Genomic DNA, 15213 nt, shown 5'->3' with positions numbered 1-15213 from the left:
CCGCCCGGCACGCACTACCCCCGAGCGGCATCCGGGAGGGAGCCATGGATCTCGCTTTCCTGCACCCACTCTACGAACATTCCGGCCCCTGGGCCTCCGTGTACCTCGACACCTCCCGGCATACGGAGGACACCCCGCACGAGCGGCACCTGACGGCCGAGGCCATGGCTCAGGACCTCGCGGACCAGGGCGCCGACGCGGCGACCTGCCGGGCCGTACGGGACGCCGCCGAGGAGTTGCGGCACTCCCCCGAACCGCACGGGCGGGCCCTGTTCGCCCACGCGGGTGAAGTCGTCCTCGACCCGTCGCTGGCCCGTCCGCCGCAGCGCGACTGGGCCGTCTGGGCGCCGCTGCCGCGGGTCGCGCCGCTGCTGGACCTGGCCGGGGAGGACCCGGTGTGCGTGGTGGCGTACATCGACCGCAAGGGCGCCGACTTCGAGCTGCGCTCCGCGCTGGCCAGGGAGGACGCGGGCACGGTCGCCGGGCGGCAGTGGCCGGTGCACCGCACCAGCACCGTCGACTGGTCCGAGCGCCACTTCCAGCTACGGGTGGAGAACACCTGGGAGCACAACGCGGCCGAGATCGCGGACGCGCTGGCCGTCTGCCAGGAGGAGACCCGGGCCGACCTGCTGGTGCTGGTCGGGGACGACCGCGAGCGGCGCTCCGTGCACGAGCGGCTGCCGCGGCGGCTGCACGACCGGGCGGTGGAGGCCGGGCGCGGGCCCGGCAGCAGGCTGCTGGACGCCGAGGTGGAGGAGATCCGCGCCGAGCACGTACGGCGGCAGGCCGAGGCGGAGGTGGAGCGGTTCCTCGCCGCCCGCGCCCCGGACGCCGAGGGACACCCGGCGGCGGTGGAGGGCGTGCCCGCGCTGGTGGAGGCGGCGCGCGAGCACCGTCTGGACGAGCTGCTGGTGCTGCCGGAGGGCCCCGACACGCACCGCGAGGTGTGGATCGGTGAGGACCCCGACCAGTTGGCGATGCGCCGCACCGAGCTGAAGGTGCTCGGCGAGCAGGACTCCTGGTCGGCCCGCGCGGACGACGCGCTCATCCGCTCGGCGGTGGCGACGGGCGCCCCGGCGCTGTCGCTGGCCCCGTCGCGGTCCGCCCACGAGGCGGAGGTCCCCTCGGGCGGCCTCGGGGCGCTGCTGCGCTGGCGGTGACGCCGCACCCACAGAGAACGTCGCACCCACAGAGAACGTCGCACCCCGCGGGAGGCCGTAGCGCTACCGCACGCGTTCCACCCGCCGCTCGTCCCAGACCGGGCCGTCCGTCTCGCGGACCCGCCCGTCGGCGCCGAAGACCAGGTAGCGGTCGAAGGAGCGGGCGAACCAGCGGTCGTGGGTGACCGCGAGGACGGTGCCGTCGAAGGCTTCCAGGCCCTCCTGGAGGGCCTCGGCGGACTCCAGGTCGAGGTTGTCGGTGGGCTCGTCGAGGAGCAGGGCCGTGGCGCCCGCGAGTTCCAGGAGCAGGATCTGGAAGCGGGCCTGCTGGCCGCCGGAGAGCCGGTCGAAGCTCTGCTCGGCCTGCTGGGTCAGCTCGTAGCGGCGCAGCCTGGACATCGCCGCGCCCCGGTCCTGGGCGTGTTCGAGCCACAGCACGTCGAGCAGGGTGCGGCCGGTGAGTTCCGGGTGGGCGTGGGTCTGCGCGAAGTGGCCGGGCACGACGCGCGCGCCGAGCTTCCACTGCCCGGTGTGCGCCACGTCCTCCCCGGCGAGCAGTCGCAGGAAGTGGGACTTGCCGGAGCCGTTGGAGCCGAGGACGGCGACCCGTTCGCCGTAGAAGACCTCCAGGTCGAACGGTTTCATCAGGCCGGTCAGCTCCAGCCCGGCGCAGGTCAGGGCGCGCACGCCGGTACGGCCGCCCTTCAGCCGCATCCGGATGTCCTGCTCGCGCGGCGGCTCGGGGGGCGGCCCGGCCTCCTCGAACTTGCGCAGCCTGGTCTGGGCGGCGGCGTAGCGGGAGGCCATGTCGGGGCTGTTGGCGGCGGCCTGCCGCAGGTTGAGCACGAGCTTCTTGAGCTGGGCGTGCTTCTCGTCCCAGCGGCGACGCAGTTCCTCGAAGCGGGCGAAGCGCTCGCGGCGGGCCTGGTGGTAGGTGGTGAAGCCGCCGCCGTGCACCCAGGCGTCCGCCCCGGCGGGTCCCGGCTCCACGGAGACGATCTTCTCGGCGGCGCGGGCGAGGAGTTCCCGGTCGTGGGAGACGAACAGGACCGTCTTGCGGGTCTCCTCCAGCCGCTCCTCGAGCCAGCGCTTGCCGGGCACGTCGAGGTAGTTGTCCGGCTCGTCGAGCAGCAGCACCTCGTCGGTGCCGCGCAGAAGCGCCTCCAGGACGAGGCGCTTCTGCTCGCCGCCGGAGAGGGTGCGCACCTGCCGCCACTGCGCCTTGTCGTACGGCACGCCGAGCGCGGCCATGGTGCACATGTCCCACAGCGTCTCCGCCTCGTACCCGCGCGCCTCTGCCCAGTCGGCGAGGGCCTGCGCGTACCTGAGCTGGGCGGCCTCGTCGTCGACGGTCATGATCAGGTGCTCGGCGGCGTCGACGGCCCGCGCGGCCTGACTGATCCGGGGCGGCGCGACCGACACCAGCAGGTCGCGTACGGTCGTCTCGTCCCGTACGGAGCCCACGAACTGCCGCATCACACCGAGGCCGCCGCTGACGGTGACGGTGCCGCCGTGCGGCTTCAGCTCGCCGGAGATCAGCCGCAGGAGGGTGGTCTTGCCCGCGCCGTTGGGGCCGACGAGGGCGACGACGGCGCCCTCGCCCACCCGGAACGACACGTCCCCGAGGAGGGTCCTCCCGTCGGGGAGGTGGTACTCGAGGTGCGCGGCTTCCAGGTGTCCCATGGGCGCGATTGTCCGGGCGCCCGCCGCGCTGGGGCAAACCGTTATCGCCGGGGCGCCGCGAGGAAGGGGGGCCCAGCGGGTACCCGCACCCGTATGAGTCCCGATGTCGATCTCACCGTTCCCCAGCCCGGCCGCCGTTCCGTGCGGGCGCGGCTGCTCGCCCTGGACAGCCGGTTGTTCGAGTTCGCCGCGGCCCGGCACTGGCCGTACGCGCAGCGGGTGCTGCCGCGGCTGAGCCACGGCGCCAACCACGGGGTGCTGTGGTTCGCGACGGCCGCCGCCATGGCCGCGAGCCGCACCCCGCGCGGCCGTCGCGCCGCCGCCCGCGGACTGGCCTCGCTCGCGCTGGCGTCGGCCACCATCAACACCCTCGGCAAGCGCTCGGTGCGCCGCCCCCGCCCGGTCCTCGACCCGGTCCCCGCGGTACGGCACCTGAAGCGGCAGCCGATCACGACGTCCTTCCCGTCCGGGCACTCGGCCTCCGCGGCGGCGTTCGCGGCGGGCGTGGCCATGGAGTCCCCGGCGTGGGGCACGGCGGTGGCGCCGGTGGCGTTCTCGGTGGCGATGTCCCGGATCTACACCGGGGCGCACTTCCCGAGCGACGTGCTGGCGGGCGCCGCGCTCGGGGTGGGCGCGGCGTTCGCGGTACGGGGGATGGCGCCGACGCGGGCGCAGCTCGTGCCGCCCGCCCGGCCGCGCGCCGAGGTCCCGGCGCTGCCCGACGGGGAGGGCCTGGTCGTGGTGGCGAACACCGCGGCGGGCACCGCGGACCGGGTGCGGGCGCTGCGGGCCGCGCTGCCCGGCGCCGAGGTCGTCGAGTGCGATCCGCGGGACGTGCCCGCCGAGTTGGAGAAGGCCGCCAGCCACGCGCGGGTGCTCGGGGTGTGCGGCGGCGACGGCACGGTGAACGCGGCGGCCCGGACCGCGCTGCGGCACGCGCTGCCGCTGGCCGTGCTGCCCGGCGGCACCCTCAACCACTTCGCGCAGGACCTGGGCGTGGAGGACGCCGGTGCGTTCAGCCGGGCGGTGCGGCGCGGGGAGGCGGTCCGGGTGGACGTGGGCCGGTTCAGTTGTGGCGAGCGGCACGGGGTGTTCCTGAACACGTGCAGCCTCGGCGTCTACCCGGAGCTGGTGCGGGAGCGGGACCGCTTCTCGGCGCGGATCGGCAACTGGCCCGCGGGGGTGCTGGCGGTGCTGCGGGTGCTGCGCGCCGACCGGCATCCGCTGGAGGTGCGGCTCGGCGGTGGGGCCCGGCCGCTGTGGCTGCTGTTCGCGGGGAACGGCACCTACCACCGGATGGGGCTGATCCCGGGCCGCCGTCTGGACCTGGCCGACGGGCAGTTGGACGTGCGGGTGGTGCACGGCGGGCGTCGGCCCGCGCCGCGGCTGCTGGCCGCCGCCCTCGCCGGACCGCTCACCCGCTCCCCCGCGCACGCCGCCGTGCAGGTGCCCCGGCTGCGGCTGGCGGACGTGGCGCCGGGCACGCTGCTCGCCCATGACGGCGAGGTCACGGAGGTGGCGGGCGAGGTAATGCTGGAGAAGCTGCCGGAGGCGCTGACGGTGTACCGTCCGCTGCCCGGCGACTGACGTAGCGTCAGTCCACATAGCGAAACACAGGGTCTCATCATTCGGGCGGCGGGCGTACGGTGTCCCTACCTCGTTCAGCTCCGCCGTCCGACGAGAAGGGCACAGCCATGCCGGAACCCCGGGAGACCGCCGTCTACACGCACGGGCACCACGAGTCCGTCCTGCGTTCGCACACCTGGCGGACCGCCGCCAACTCCGCGGCCTACCTGCTCCCTTCGCTGAAGCCCCACATGAAGGTCCTGGACATCGGCTGCGGACCCGGCACGATCACCGCCGACCTGGCGGAACTGGTCCCCGACGGCCACGTCACCGGCGTGGACCACGCGCCGGGCATCCTGGAACGGGCCCGCGCCACCGCCACCGCACGCGGGCTGGCCAACGTGGACTTCGCGGTCGCGGACGTGCACGCGCTGGACTTCCCCGACGACACGTTCTGCGTGGTCCACGCCCACCAGGTGCTCCAGCACGTCGGTGACCCGGTGCGCGCGCTGAGCGAGATGCGGCGGGTCACCAAGCCCGGCGGGTTCGTCGCCGTCCGGGACGCCGACTACGCGGCGATGACCTGGTACCCCGCGTCGCCGGACCTGGACGCCTGGCTGGACCTGTACGAGCGGGTGTCCCGGGCCAACGGCGGCGAGCCGGACGCCGGGCGGCGGCTGCGGTCCTGGGCGCTGCGGGCGGGCTTCGACGCCGCCGACGTCATCGCCACCTCCGCCACCTGGACCTTCGCCACCGCCGAGGAGCGCGCCTGGTGGAGCGGCCTGTGGGCGGACCGCACCCTGGCCTCGGCGTACGCCGACCGGGCCACCGGGGGCGGCCACGCGACCGCCGGGGAGCTGCGGGAGGTGTCCCGGGCGTGGCGGGAGTGGGGCGCGCGGGAGGACGGCTGGTTCAGCGTCCTGCACGGGGAAATTCTGTGCAGGAAAGACGCCTGAGAAGCGAAATTCAGGAAACCCGTACGACAGGAGGTTGACACAATATGGTACCCATCCTGATCGTGCTGCTTCTGGCGCTCATTCTGTTCGGCGCCGGATTCGCGTTGAAGGCGCTCTGGTGGATAGCGCTGGCGGTACTCGTCATATGGCTGCTGGGGTTCCTCTTCCGGAGCACCAGCGCGGCGGGAGGCCGCAGCCGCTGGTACAGGTGGTGAACGACCCCCGGGGCTGACCCTCAGCCCCGGGGGAACCCCTCACTCGCGAGGGAGCAGAGGTCCAAGCGGCCCGAGGTCCAGATTCAGGTCCTCGGGCCGCAGTCCGTACCGCTCCCGCAGCTCCGTCATCCGGTCGTCCAGCAGCATCAGGGTGAGCCCGATCCGCTCCTCCTGCTCCTCGCTGAGGTCCCCCTCGTCGAAGCGGCGCAGCGCCTGCCGCTCCATGAGCTGGCGCAGCAGCTCCACCACGGTCAGGACGAGTTTCACCAGGTCGCGCTCCACGGTGTCCGGCTCCAGGTCGAGACGGCCTCGGCGGGCGGCGGTCATGCCCCCTCCTCCCAGGGTGCGGGAACGCGTGCGTTCACCGAGCTGATCAGGGCGTTCAGGTCGATCCGGACGAGATCGACGTCGGCGATGCGCAGGGTGACGTCGCCGGTGATGACGACGCCCCCCGCCAGCAGCCGGTCGAGGAGGTCGACGAGCGCGACCTCCCGGCGTTCCACGACGGTCACGCCCGGCCCTCCTCGAATTCCACGAAGGAATAGGCCGCCCACGGCCCGGTGAGTTCCACCCGGATTCCCGAGGCGCCGTCCACCGTCTCGTCTTTCGTGCGGTCCACGATTTCCACGAATTCCTCGGAATCGGCGCGCGGCACCAGATAGGCGGCGTTGAGCACGTTGCGTCCGGACGCGCCGGACAGCGCCGGGCTCTGCGGCGCGTGCAGCCGGGCGTCCTCGGCGTGCGCGGCGAGCGTGCGGTGCAGCCGGGTCGCGAAGGTCTCGGCCCGCTGCCAGGCGTCCTCGCGGCTGCGGGCCTGCCTGCTGCGCTGGCGCAGGTAGTCACGGCCGGAGGCGGCCGAGGGCGCCCGGCGGGACTCCGGGACGGGCCGGGCCTCCTCCTCGGCCGGGAGGTACACCTTCACGCCCCACTCCACGCGCCCCTCCAGCCGGTCCAGCGTGTGCCGGAAGTCCGCCTCGCGCGCCTCGATCATCGTGCGGACGCCGCTGTCGTCCCGGAAGACGGTGGCGAGCCGCAGCGGCAGCGGGGTGGTCACGGTGGTGAGGGCGTCGATCACGCCCTGGTGGGCCCGCGCCACCCCGGTGAGCCAGTCCAGGTCCTCCAGGTGCGACCGCAGCGGCTCCTCCGCGAAGTCGGCCTCGGGTACGTGGCTGACCACGGCCACCAGACCGTGGTGCGACAGCAGCCGGGGCGGGTCCCCGGCCACGCCCGCGAGCTGGGACTGGAGCGGGGTGCCGAAGGGGCGGCAGACGGCGTACACGTACCGCAGTCCGGTCACGATGCCTCCTCCTCGCGGGCGCGGCCGGGTTCCAGTTCCGCCAGCCGGGCCCGCAGTTCGGCGTTCTCCCGGGACAGCTCGTCGCGGCGGGCCCGGGTGGACAGCGCCGGGTCGTCCTCCCACCAGTCGATGCCCATCTCCTTGGCCTTGTCCACCGAGGCCACGATGAGCCGGAGCTTGATGGTGAGCAGCTCGATGTCGAGGAGGTTGATCCGGATGTCGCCCGCGATGACGACGCCCTTGTCCAACACCCGTTCCAGGATGTCGGCGAGGTTGGCGCCGCCGTCACGGCCGTAGGTCTCGGGCAGTCTGCTGGGGGTCGTCATGCGCGGCTCCCGCGCTCGTCGGCGTACTCGTACTCGGCGTCCTCTTCGACGTCCTCGTCCGCCGGTTCCTCGCCCTCGCCCTCCGGCTCCTCGTAGGCGTCCGCCGGTTCCTCGTCGTCTTCCGCCGGTTCCTCGTACGCGTCCTCCGGCTCGGCGTCCTCCGGCTCCGCCTCTTCCCGTTCCGCCTCTTCCAGGGCCTCCTCGTGGCCGAGTACGACCTCGCCGTCGCGGATCTCGCCGCGCCAGCCCTCCTCGGCCTCCCCCTTGAGGGTGATGAACCGGGCGAAGTTCTTCAGGTCCAGGCGGGCCCGGCGGCCCTGGGCGCGCCAGAGGTTTCCGGTCTTCTCGAACAGGCCCTTGGGGTAGTACTCGATCACCAGCAGCACCCGGGTGAGGTTGTCCGCGAGCTGGTGGAAGGAGACGACGCCCTTCGTGGTGCCCTTGGCGCCCTCCGAGGTCCAGGCGATCCGGTCGTCCGGCACCTGCTCGGTGGTGTGCGCCTTCCAGCTCCGGTTGGACCAGAAGACCTTGAGCTGCCAGTCGGAGTCGGTGTCGTCGGCGCGGCCCGCGCTCTTGACGCCCTTGGCGAAGGTGCTGAAGTCCTGGTACCGGGTCCACTGGTCGTAGGCGGTGCGCAGCGGCACGCCCACGTCGACCTGCTCGATGATGACGGTGGGCCGGTGCCCGGCACCGCCCTTCCGGCCGCCCTTGCCCGCGGTGAGGTTCTTCAGCGCGCCGGTCACGCTGTCCTTGGCCCGCGAGGCGCCGATCTCCAGCGCGCTGCGCAGCGGGCCCTTGCCCTCGGCGAGCTTGCGCCCGCCGTCCAGGGCGAGCTGGGCGAAGCCGGGGCTCTTGCCCTCGGCGATGTCGTTCAGCCGGACGGTGGTCTCGCCCAGCTTGCGGCCGAGGCCGACCAGCACGCGCTGGGCCTGGGCGGCGAGGTACTCCTGCGCCTCCGCCTTGAGCCGGTCGGCGGCCTCGCTGCGGGCCACTCCGCCGAGCGCGTCCGCTCCCAGGGGCGCCTTGCTCATCGCTCACCGCCTCCCTTCGGCAGCCGGGACCTGGTACCGCGGGCCGCGCCCCCGATCGCGGTGGCCTTGCGGGCGGCGGTCTTGCGGGCCGCCTTCTTCGCGGCGGTCTTCTTGGCCGGGGCCTTCTTCGCGGCGGCGGTCTTCTTGGCGGGGGCCTTCTTGGCTGCGCCCTCCGCCGTCTTCCTGGCCGCCGTCTTCTTCGCCGCGGCCTTCTTGGCGGGCGGCGGCGCGGCCTCCGCCTCCGGCTCTTCGTCGGGTTCCGGCTCCTCGTACGCCTCCGCCTCGTCGTCCTCGTACGCCTCGTCGTCGGAGGAGTCGTCGTCCCGGCCCGCCCCCGGTATCGCCCCGGAGAGCTGGCCGCGGACCTTGCTGGTGCGGTCGTGGAGGCGGTCCGCGAGGGCGTCGAGCTGCCGTTCGACCATGGCGCCGGACGCGGCGGAGCCGACGCCGCGCAGGTCCTCACGGAGCTGGTCGCCGATCTCCTTGAACTGCGGGTTGTCCCGCAACTGCCCGGCCACCACGTTCGCGAGCGCCCGCGGGCTGAGCTGCATCCGCTTACCCGCGACCATCGTGCCCACGGCGAAGGCGAGCTTCGCCTTCTTGGTCCGTCCGAGGACGTAACCGGCCCCTACCGCGAGGCCAAGTCCCACTCGGTTCATCGTGTCGTCCCGTCGTTCGTGTGCCCGCCCCCGCGGGAGGCGGTCTCCAGTCGGTCCAGCAGTTCGTCCTCCCTGCGGTCGAACTCCTCCTCGTCGATCTCGCCCGCCTCCAACTGCTCTTCGAGGCGGGCGAGCTCGGCTCGGATCACTCCCGGGTCGTAGTACTGGCGCTCCGCCTCACGGAGCACCTGTCCGATGACCCACGCGCTGCCGCGCACCGGGGCGAACGGCAGCAGCAGGACCTCTCCGATCAGTCCCATGGGTCATCCGGTTCCCGTGTCGGCGCCGCCGGTCCCGCCGATGGTGCTGCCCGCGGGCTCGGCCGGTCCGGGCTCGACGAAGCTGTACGGCGGCAGCGGGCCGTTGACCCGCAGTTCGAGGTGCGGGTGCGAGGCGCGGGCCTGCTCCACGGCCGCCAGGAAGGTCTCGGCGGAGTCCCGGGCGACCAGGAAGGACACGTTGGCCAGCCAGCCGGTGGACTGCGGGCCCACGCTCTCGGCCGCCGCGGCGGACTCCAGCAGGCGTCGCAGCTCGGCGGCGTCCTCCGCCTCCTTGGCCTGCACCGCGGCGGCGACCAGCTCACCGAGCCGCAGCCGCTGCTCGTAGGTGCCGCCGTCGGCCTGCCGGTTGGCCTCCGCGAGGGCGCGTATCTCCTCGTTCTCGGCCATCACCCGGTGCAGGACCGCCTCCTCCACGTGGGTGGCCTTGACGTTGTACTCGACCTTGCCCTCCAGCGCCCGCAGGCGTTCCTGGTAGTGGTCGGCGCGCTCGGCGAGCACCCCGGTGACGGAGTCGTCGTCGGGGGCGATGCTGCCGAACCGCATGGGCAGGACACAGGCGGCCGATCCGGCCTCCGCGAGCACGTTCTGGTGGGCGAGCAGGTCCTTGCGCTTGGGCCGCAGCCCTTCCGGGGCCTCGCTGACGATCGCCGCGAGGTCGCCCTCCTTGAGGATCCGCACCGGCCGCGGCGGATCACCGACGCCGCCCATGCCCTCGGGGAGCGCGGGGTGCGATCCGGCGGTGATGCCGTAGACGTACGTGCTCACTCCTGCTCCTCCTTCCGGCGCGCGGCCGTGCTCTTGCGGGCGCGCGGCCTGGGCTCGGACTCGCCCTCCCCGCGCGCCTGCCGGAAGGCGTCGGAGACGGTCTGGGCGGCGCCGGACAGGGCGCCCTTGGACTTGCCGCGCGCTCCGGACTCGGTGATCTCACCGACGACGTCGGGCAGTCCGGGGCTCTTGTTGGGTCCGGACTCCAGGTCGAGGCGGTTGCAGGCCTCGGCGAAGCGCAGATAGGTGTCGACGCTGGCGACGACGACGCGTACGTCGATCTTCAGGATCTCGATGCCGACGAGGGAGACCCGTACGAAGGCGTCGATGACGAGCCCTCGGTCGAGGACCAGCTCCAGGACGTCGTACAGGCCGCTGGTGCCGCCTCCTCCTCCGGTCTGCTGTGCCGGGACGACGGTCATACCGACCGTGCCTCCTTGTCTGTGGGTTCGACTGTGGTGTGGGACGCGGGCGGGCGGCCTAGCGGCCGCCGGGCCTATGTGCGTCGGCCCGCCCGCGTTCGTAGCGGCGCAGGCGCCGGTAGCCGGTGAGCTGCCCTTCGGGGTCGAGGTCGACCTGGTAGCTCGCCATCAGGCTCATCGTGTCGGGCACCCGGGCGAGTTCGAGGACCTCGACCTCCAGCGACCAGCCGTCCTCGGTCTGTTCGAACGACGAGACGGTCTCGGCCGACATCCCGGTCAGCTCCGCGAGCTGGGCGCGTGCGTGCCGCAGCACCTGCATCGGGTTCGGTGCGGTGCGCTCTTCGGGTTCTTTGGGTTCCGCTGGCTTTTCGGTGTCTTTGGGGGGGTTCTGTGAACTCGACGAATCAGTTGTGTTCTTTGTGTTCGACATGGCCACCTCCAAACACGGGTGGCCGGACGGGCGTTGGCCAAACCTCAGCCGCGCAACGCGTCGAGGCGCCGTCGCGCCGGTCCCAGCGCGCGGGCCCGGCGCGGCACGCCGCCCCAGGGGTCGGTACGGGCCTGGTCGACGGCGTCGGTGATGGTCCAGCGGCGCGGGCCGAGGTCGGGGTCGTCGAGCTGGTCCCAGGAGACGGGCATGGCGACGGGCGCGCCGGGCCGGGCGCGCACGGTGTAGGGGGCGACGGCGGTCTGCGCGTAGGCGTTGCGCTGCACGTCGAGGTAGAGGCGGTCGCCGCGGTCCTTCTTGCGGGCGGCGGTGGTGAACCGGTCGGGGTGCTCGGCGGCGAGGGTGTCCGCGACGTCCCTGGCGAACTCCCGTACGGTGTCGAAGTCCTGGCGTCCGTCGAGCGGGACGACGACGTGCAGGCCGCGGGAGCCGGTGGTCATCAGCGCGGACGGCAGCCGCAGTTCGTCGAGCAGCTCCCCGAGGAGCCGGGCCGCGTCCCGCACCGCCCCGAAGTCGTCGGTGGACGGGTCGAGGTCGAAGACCATCCGGTCGGGGTGGTGGGGCCGTTCGGCGCGCGACAGCCAGCGGTGCAGGGTCAGGCAGGCCTGGTCGGCGAGGTAGACGAGGGTGGCGGTGTCGTCGCAGACGGTGTGCCGGACGGTGCCGCCCTCCTTCTCCATCTCGGCCCGGGTGACCCAGTCCGGGTAGTGCTCGGGGGTGTTCTTCTGCATGAACCGGGGGCCGTCCAGGCCGTCCGGGTGGCGCTCCAGCATCAGCGGGCGGCCCCGCACCTGGGGCAGCAGGTACGGCGCCACGGAGCGGTAGTAGTCGACGAGGTCGCCCTTGGTGTGGCCGGGCGCGTCGCCGTCCCGGGCGGGGAAGAGGACCTTGTCGGCCCGCTGGACCTCGACCGTGCGCCGCCCGGCCCGTACCGTCCGCACGGCGCCGCGGCTCATCGTACGACCGCCTGCTCCACGAGGAGTTCGACGGACGCGGTGATCGACTCGGCGTCGATGCCCGCCGCGTGCAGTTGCTCGGCGGGGCTGGCGGAGCCCGGCATCGTGCGGACGGCCAGGCGCACCAGGCGGGGCATGGGGCGCCCGTCGAGGAAGGCGTCGCAGACGGCGTCCCCGAGGCCGCCCTCCTCGTGGTGGTCCTCGACGGTGAGCAGACAGCCGGTGTCCTCGGCGGCCTGGCGCAGGGTGGCCCGGTCGACGGGCTTGACGGAGTACAGGTCGATGACGCGAACCTGGATGCCGCGCGCGTCCAGGGCGTCGGCGGCGGCCAGCGCCTCCGGCACGGTCACGCCCGCGGCGACGACGGTGAGCCGGTCGGCGGCGGAGGAGCGCAGCACCTTGCTGCCGCCGACGGGGAACTCCTCGTCGGGCGGGTAGATCACCGCGTTCTTGCCGCGCGAGGTGCGCAGGTAGCGCACGCCGTCCAGGCCGACCATGGCGCTGACCAGCCGGGCGGTCTGGTTGGCGTCGCACGGGTAGAGTACGGTCGAGCCGTGCACGGCGCGGAACATCGCCAGGTCCTCCAGGCCCATCTGCGAGGGCCCGTCCTGCCCGATGGCCACGCCCGCGTGCGAGCCGACGAGGTTGATCCCGGCGCCGCTGACGGCGGCCATCCGCACGAAGTCGTGGGCGCGGGTGAGGAACGCCGCGAACGACGACGCGTACGGCACCCAGCCGCGCGTCGCGAGGCCCACCGCGGCGGCGACCATCTGCTGCTCGGCGATGTAGCACTCGAAGAACCGCTCGGGGTGTTCCTTGGCGAAGAACTCGGCCCGGGTGGAGTCGCTGACCTCGCCGTCCAGGGCGACGACGTCGCCGCGTCCGCTGCCGAGCGCGGCGAGCGCCTTGCCGTAGGCGTCGCGGGTGGCGACCTCCTCGCCCAGGTCCCAGCGGGGCAGTTCGACGTGCCCGGTGCGCACGGCGTGCAACATGCGGGTGGCGGGCGGTTCGTGGACCTCGACGCGCAGGTCCCGGGGGCCGCCGAGTTCGGCGACGGCCTCGTCGGCGTCCGGCAGCGGCTTGCCGTGCAGTCCCTCGCGGTCCTCGACGGCCGCGACGCCCTTGCCCTTCAGGGTGCGGGCGAGGACGGCCGTGGGCTGGCCCCGGGTGGACAGGGCCTCGCCGTAGGCGCGGTCGACGGCGTCGACGTCGTGGCCGTCGACCTCGATGGTGTGCCAGCCGAACGCCTGGAAGCGGCGGGCGTAGGCGTCGAGGTCGTGGCCGTGCCGGGTGGGCCCGCGCTGGCCGAGCCGGTTGACGTCGACGATCGCGGTGAGGTTGTCGAGGTGCTCGTACGCGGCGTGCTCGGCGGCCTCCCACACGGAGCCCTCGGCGAGTTCGCTGTCGCCGCACAGCACCCACACCCGGTAGTCGCCGCCGCGGTCGAGGCGCTTGCCCGCGAGGGCGACGCCGACGCCGACGGGCAGGCCCTGCCCGAGGGAGCCGGTGGCGGTCTCCACCCACGGCAGCCGTCGTGGCGTGGGGTGCCCCTCCAGCCTGCTGCCCAGTTCGCGGAACGTCAGCAGTTCCTCGTCGTCGATGGCACCGGCGGCCTTGTACGCGGCGTAGAGCAGGGGGGAGGCGTGGCCCTTGGAGAGGATGAAGCGGTCGTTGCAGGGGTGGGCGGGGCGTGCGAAGTCGTAGCGGAGGTGGCGGGCCAGCAGGACGGCCATCAGGTCCGCCGCCGACATCGAGGACGTGGGGTGCCCGGAGCCCGCGGCGGCTGCCGCCCGGACGCTGTCCACGCGCAACTGCTGGCCGAGGTCGACGAGTTCACCGCTGTTCATGCCTCTCCCTCCGTGGGGTGGTCGGGCTTCATGTCGGGGTCGGTGCGCTTGACGGGGCCGGGGGCGGGGTGCTCGGCGCCGCGTTCCGGGGCGGGCTGGTTCTTCGCGGGCTCGCCGCCGGGCTGGTTCCTGGCGGGCTCGCCGCCCGGCTGGTTCTTCGCGGGCTCCGCGCTGCCGTCGCCGTCGCTGTTGCCGTTGCCGTTGCCGTTGCTGTTGCTGTTGCTGTTGTTCGGCATCCGCACCAGCTCCGGTGACGCCGTGTCCAGCGGCACCGACCAGGACCGTACGAGGCCCAGTTGCACGGCCTGCCGGGGCAGGACGGCGTCCAGCAGCCAGTCGGCGGCGACCCGGACCCGGTTGCCGGGCATCGCGGCGAGGTGGTAGCCGCGGGTCACGGCACCGGCGAGCGGCCCGGACAGCGGCACCCCGAACGGGTTGGCGGCGGCCTTCGCCCCGCCGAGGTCCACCACGAACCCCAGGTCACCATGGCGGTACGGCTTGCGCTCCCCCACCCCCAGCGACGCGGCGACGTTGTGCGCGCACGTCTTGCCGTGCCGCCAGGCGTGCTGCGCGGTCATCGGCGTGAACTGGCCGGGGTTCTCCAGGTCGGGTACGGCGGCGGCGTCCCCGCAGGCGAACACCTCGGGCCGTCCGGGCACCTGGAGGTAGGGGTCGACGAGCAGCCGCCCGCGTTCCATCGGCAGCCCCAGCGACTCCGCGAGCGGATCGGGCCGTACGCCCACGCACCACACCAGCGTGTGGGTGTCGACGAACTCGCCGTCGGTGAGCAGCACCCCGGTGGGCGTGGCCTCCTTCACGGAGGTGCCCATCCGCACGTCGACGCCGCGCTCGCGCAGCACCCGGTCGGCGGTGCGGGAGAGCCGTTCGTCCATCTCGGGCATCACGCGCTCGGCGATGTCGAGGAGCATCCAGCGGGGCCGCATCCCCTCCCGCAGGGGGTGCTTGCGGACCTGCGCGTCGGTGAAGAGCTGCCCGTGCGCGGCGACCTCGGTGCCGGTGTACCCGGCGCCGACGACGACGAAGGTGCAGCGCGCGGCGCAGCTCTCGGGGTCGTCGGCGGCGGCGGCCAGCTCCACCTGCCGGGTGACGTGGTCCCGTAGGTAGAGGGCCTCGGGCAGGCCGCGGAAGCCGTGCGCGTGCTCGGCGACGCCCGGGATCGGCAGCAGCTTGTTGACGCTGCCCGCGGCGAGCACCAGACGGTCGTACTCCAGGGTCCCGGTGTCGCCCTCGGGGCCGGTGTAGCGCACCGTGCGCGCGTCCAGGTCGAGGGCGTCGGCCTCACCGAGCACCAGGCGGACCCGGGGCAGGGTGCCGGACAGGGACACGGTGACCCGGCGTGGCTCCAGGATTCCGGCGGCCACCTGGGGCAGCAGCGGCAGGTACAGGAAGTAGTCGGTCGGGTTGAGCAGGGTGATCTCGGCCTTGCCCCGGGCCATCCGCGACAGCTCACGGGCCGTGCGGTACCCGGCGAAGCCGGCTCCGACGATCACGATGCGGGGTCGACTCACGGTTCCTCCGGCGGTGGCGTCTCGTCCGAGCCTTCCGCGTCCCCCTGGCCAGGGCGGCCAAACGTGCCCGGG

The 15213-nt window shown here is 73.5% G+C and carries 18 protein-coding genes; 4 read left to right on the top strand and 14 right to left on the bottom strand.

From position 1 onward, the window contains the following. The first annotated feature begins 44 nt into the window (after positions 1-44). Positions 45-1160, top strand: coding sequence for a baeRF2 domain-containing protein (locus ACFQZ6_RS29660; RefSeq protein WP_381615072.1), 1116 nt, complete (start codon positions 45-47; stop codon positions 1158-1160). Positions 1161-1223: 63 nt separating this feature from the next. Here the strand turns inward: ACFQZ6_RS29660 and ACFQZ6_RS29655 are convergent, their stop codons facing one another. Then, positions 1224-2843, bottom strand: a complete 1620-nt coding sequence (locus tag ACFQZ6_RS29655; protein WP_381615069.1) for an ABC-F family ATP-binding cassette domain-containing protein — start codon at positions 2841-2843, stop codon at positions 1224-1226. Positions 2844-2936: 93 nt separating this feature from the next. Here ACFQZ6_RS29655 and ACFQZ6_RS29650 point away from each other — a divergent pair, with 93 nt between their 5' ends. From ACFQZ6_RS29650 to ACFQZ6_RS29640, 3 genes are all read left to right on the top strand, one after another. Next, positions 2937-4430: a bifunctional phosphatase PAP2/diacylglycerol kinase family protein gene (locus tag ACFQZ6_RS29650; RefSeq protein WP_381615066.1), complete on the top strand. Its 1494-nt coding sequence runs from the start codon at positions 2937-2939 to the stop codon at positions 4428-4430. A 107-nt stretch (positions 4431-4537) separates the two neighbouring features. Next, entirely contained in the window at positions 4538-5365 is an 828-nt protein-coding gene (locus ACFQZ6_RS29645; protein ID WP_381615063.1) for a class I SAM-dependent methyltransferase, read from the top strand. Between the two features lie 44 nt (positions 5366-5409). Beyond that, positions 5410-5580: a hydrophobic protein gene (locus tag ACFQZ6_RS29640; RefSeq protein ID WP_381615060.1), complete on the top strand. Its 171-nt coding sequence runs from the start codon at positions 5410-5412 to the stop codon at positions 5578-5580. 39 nt (positions 5581-5619) lie between these two features. On the opposite strand, the gene ACFQZ6_RS29635 is transcribed toward ACFQZ6_RS29640, so the two are convergent. Genes ACFQZ6_RS29635 through ACFQZ6_RS29575 form a run of 13 tightly spaced genes read right to left on the bottom strand, consistent with a single transcriptional unit; the run spans position 5620 to position 15141 of the window. Further along, the gene (locus ACFQZ6_RS29635) at positions 5620-5907 is read right to left on the bottom strand and encodes a gas vesicle protein K (protein ID WP_381615057.1); all 288 of its coding nucleotides are present in this window, start codon (positions 5905-5907) and stop codon (positions 5620-5622) included. Beyond that, a complete protein-coding gene (locus ACFQZ6_RS29630; RefSeq protein ID WP_381615055.1) occupies positions 5904-6092 on the bottom strand; it encodes a gas vesicle protein in 189 nt (62 codons plus the stop codon). Before ACFQZ6_RS29630 ends, ACFQZ6_RS29635 begins: the two co-directional genes overlap by 4 nt. Beyond that, entirely contained in the window at positions 6089-6877 is a 789-nt protein-coding gene (locus ACFQZ6_RS29625; protein WP_381615052.1) for a GvpL/GvpF family gas vesicle protein, read from the bottom strand. Before ACFQZ6_RS29625 ends, ACFQZ6_RS29630 begins: the two co-directional genes overlap by 4 nt. Next, the gene (locus ACFQZ6_RS29620; RefSeq protein ID WP_381615049.1) at positions 6874-7203 is read right to left on the bottom strand and encodes a gas vesicle protein; all 330 of its coding nucleotides are present in this window, start codon (positions 7201-7203) and stop codon (positions 6874-6876) included. The genes ACFQZ6_RS29625 and ACFQZ6_RS29620 overlap by 4 nt, the downstream gene beginning before the upstream one ends. Beyond that, positions 7200-8234, bottom strand: a complete 1035-nt coding sequence (locus tag ACFQZ6_RS29615) for an SRPBCC family protein (RefSeq protein ID WP_381615046.1) — start codon at positions 8232-8234, stop codon at positions 7200-7202. Before ACFQZ6_RS29615 ends, ACFQZ6_RS29620 begins: the two co-directional genes overlap by 4 nt. Beyond that, complete coding sequence (locus tag ACFQZ6_RS29610; RefSeq protein ID WP_381615043.1) at positions 8231-8893, bottom strand: DNA primase; 663 nt, start codon at positions 8891-8893, stop codon at positions 8231-8233. The genes ACFQZ6_RS29615 and ACFQZ6_RS29610 overlap by 4 nt, the downstream gene beginning before the upstream one ends. Further along, positions 8890-9153 (bottom strand): gas vesicle protein GvpG, encoded by a 264-nt coding sequence (locus ACFQZ6_RS29605; protein WP_381615041.1) that lies wholly within the window; start codon positions 9151-9153, stop codon positions 8890-8892. Before ACFQZ6_RS29605 ends, ACFQZ6_RS29610 begins: the two co-directional genes overlap by 4 nt. A gap of 3 nt (positions 9154-9156) precedes the next feature. Continuing rightward, positions 9157-9939, bottom strand: a complete 783-nt coding sequence (locus ACFQZ6_RS29600; RefSeq protein WP_381615040.1) for a GvpL/GvpF family gas vesicle protein — start codon at positions 9937-9939, stop codon at positions 9157-9159. Beyond that, positions 9936-10361: a gas vesicle structural protein GvpA gene (locus ACFQZ6_RS29595; RefSeq protein ID WP_381615038.1), complete on the bottom strand. Its 426-nt coding sequence runs from the start codon at positions 10359-10361 to the stop codon at positions 9936-9938. Before ACFQZ6_RS29595 ends, ACFQZ6_RS29600 begins: the two co-directional genes overlap by 4 nt. Before the next feature lie 58 nt (positions 10362-10419). Further along, positions 10420-10791 carry a gas vesicle protein GvpO gene (locus tag ACFQZ6_RS29590; RefSeq protein ID WP_381615036.1) on the bottom strand — a complete coding sequence of 124 codons (372 nt, stop codon included), beginning with the start codon at positions 10789-10791 and terminating at the stop codon, positions 10420-10422. 44 nt (positions 10792-10835) lie between these two features. Beyond that, complete coding sequence (gene ligD, locus ACFQZ6_RS29585; protein ID WP_381615033.1) at positions 10836-11765, bottom strand: non-homologous end-joining DNA ligase; 930 nt, start codon at positions 11763-11765, stop codon at positions 10836-10838. Then, entirely contained in the window at positions 11762-13612 is a 1851-nt protein-coding gene (locus tag ACFQZ6_RS29580) for a transketolase (protein ID WP_381615030.1), read from the bottom strand. Before ACFQZ6_RS29580 ends, ligD begins: the two co-directional genes overlap by 4 nt. Beyond that, positions 13609-15141, bottom strand: a complete 1533-nt coding sequence (locus ACFQZ6_RS29575; protein WP_381615028.1) for an NAD(P)/FAD-dependent oxidoreductase — start codon at positions 15139-15141, stop codon at positions 13609-13611. Before ACFQZ6_RS29575 ends, ACFQZ6_RS29580 begins: the two co-directional genes overlap by 4 nt. Positions 15142-15213 lie beyond the last annotated feature (72 nt).

This window comes from Streptomyces flavalbus (assembly GCF_042674625.1).
In the GTDB taxonomy this organism is placed as follows: domain Bacteria; phylum Actinomycetota; class Actinomycetes; order Streptomycetales; family Streptomycetaceae; genus Streptomyces; species Streptomyces flavalbus.
Note: the sequence above shows the minus strand (reverse complement) of the source record. Positions and strands in the feature narration are given on the sequence as shown.

What these genes read in the sequence shown, in the direction of transcription:
- ACFQZ6_RS29660 (WP_381615072.1), top strand. Translation starts at nt 45, where the DNA reads ATGGATCTCGCTTTCCTGCACCCACTCTACGAACATTCCGGCCCCTGG.
- ACFQZ6_RS29650 (WP_381615066.1), top strand. Translation starts at nt 2,937, where the DNA reads ATGAGTCCCGATGTCGATCTCACCGTTCCCCAGCCCGGCCGCCGTTCC.
- ACFQZ6_RS29605 (WP_381615041.1), bottom strand. Translation starts at nt 9,153, where the DNA reads ATGGGACTGATCGGAGAGGTCCTGCTGCTGCCGTTCGCCCCGGTGCGC.
- ACFQZ6_RS29610 (WP_381615043.1), bottom strand. Translation starts at nt 8,893, where the DNA reads ATGAACCGAGTGGGACTTGGCCTCGCGGTAGGGGCCGGTTACGTCCTC.
- ACFQZ6_RS29655 (WP_381615069.1), bottom strand. Translation starts at nt 2,843, where the DNA reads ATGGGACACCTGGAAGCCGCGCACCTCGAGTACCACCTCCCCGACGGG.
- ACFQZ6_RS29620 (WP_381615049.1), bottom strand. Translation starts at nt 7,203, where the DNA reads ATGACGACCCCCAGCAGACTGCCCGAGACCTACGGCCGTGACGGCGGC.
- ACFQZ6_RS29640 (WP_381615060.1), top strand. Translation starts at nt 5,410, where the DNA reads ATGGTACCCATCCTGATCGTGCTGCTTCTGGCGCTCATTCTGTTCGGC.
- ACFQZ6_RS29645 (WP_381615063.1), top strand. Translation starts at nt 4,538, where the DNA reads ATGCCGGAACCCCGGGAGACCGCCGTCTACACGCACGGGCACCACGAG.
- ACFQZ6_RS29615 (WP_381615046.1), bottom strand. Translation starts at nt 8,234, where the DNA reads ATGAGCAAGGCGCCCCTGGGAGCGGACGCGCTCGGCGGAGTGGCCCGC.
- ligD (WP_381615033.1), bottom strand. Translation starts at nt 11,765, where the DNA reads ATGAGCCGCGGCGCCGTGCGGACGGTACGGGCCGGGCGGCGCACGGTC.
- ACFQZ6_RS29590 (WP_381615036.1), bottom strand. Translation starts at nt 10,791, where the DNA reads ATGTCGAACACAAAGAACACAACTGATTCGTCGAGTTCACAGAACCCC.
- ACFQZ6_RS29595 (WP_381615038.1), bottom strand. Translation starts at nt 10,361, where the DNA reads ATGACCGTCGTCCCGGCACAGCAGACCGGAGGAGGAGGCGGCACCAGC.
- ACFQZ6_RS29635 (WP_381615057.1), bottom strand. Translation starts at nt 5,907, where the DNA reads ATGACCGCCGCCCGCCGAGGCCGTCTCGACCTGGAGCCGGACACCGTG.
- ACFQZ6_RS29580 (WP_381615030.1), bottom strand. Translation starts at nt 13,612, where the DNA reads ATGAACAGCGGTGAACTCGTCGACCTCGGCCAGCAGTTGCGCGTGGAC.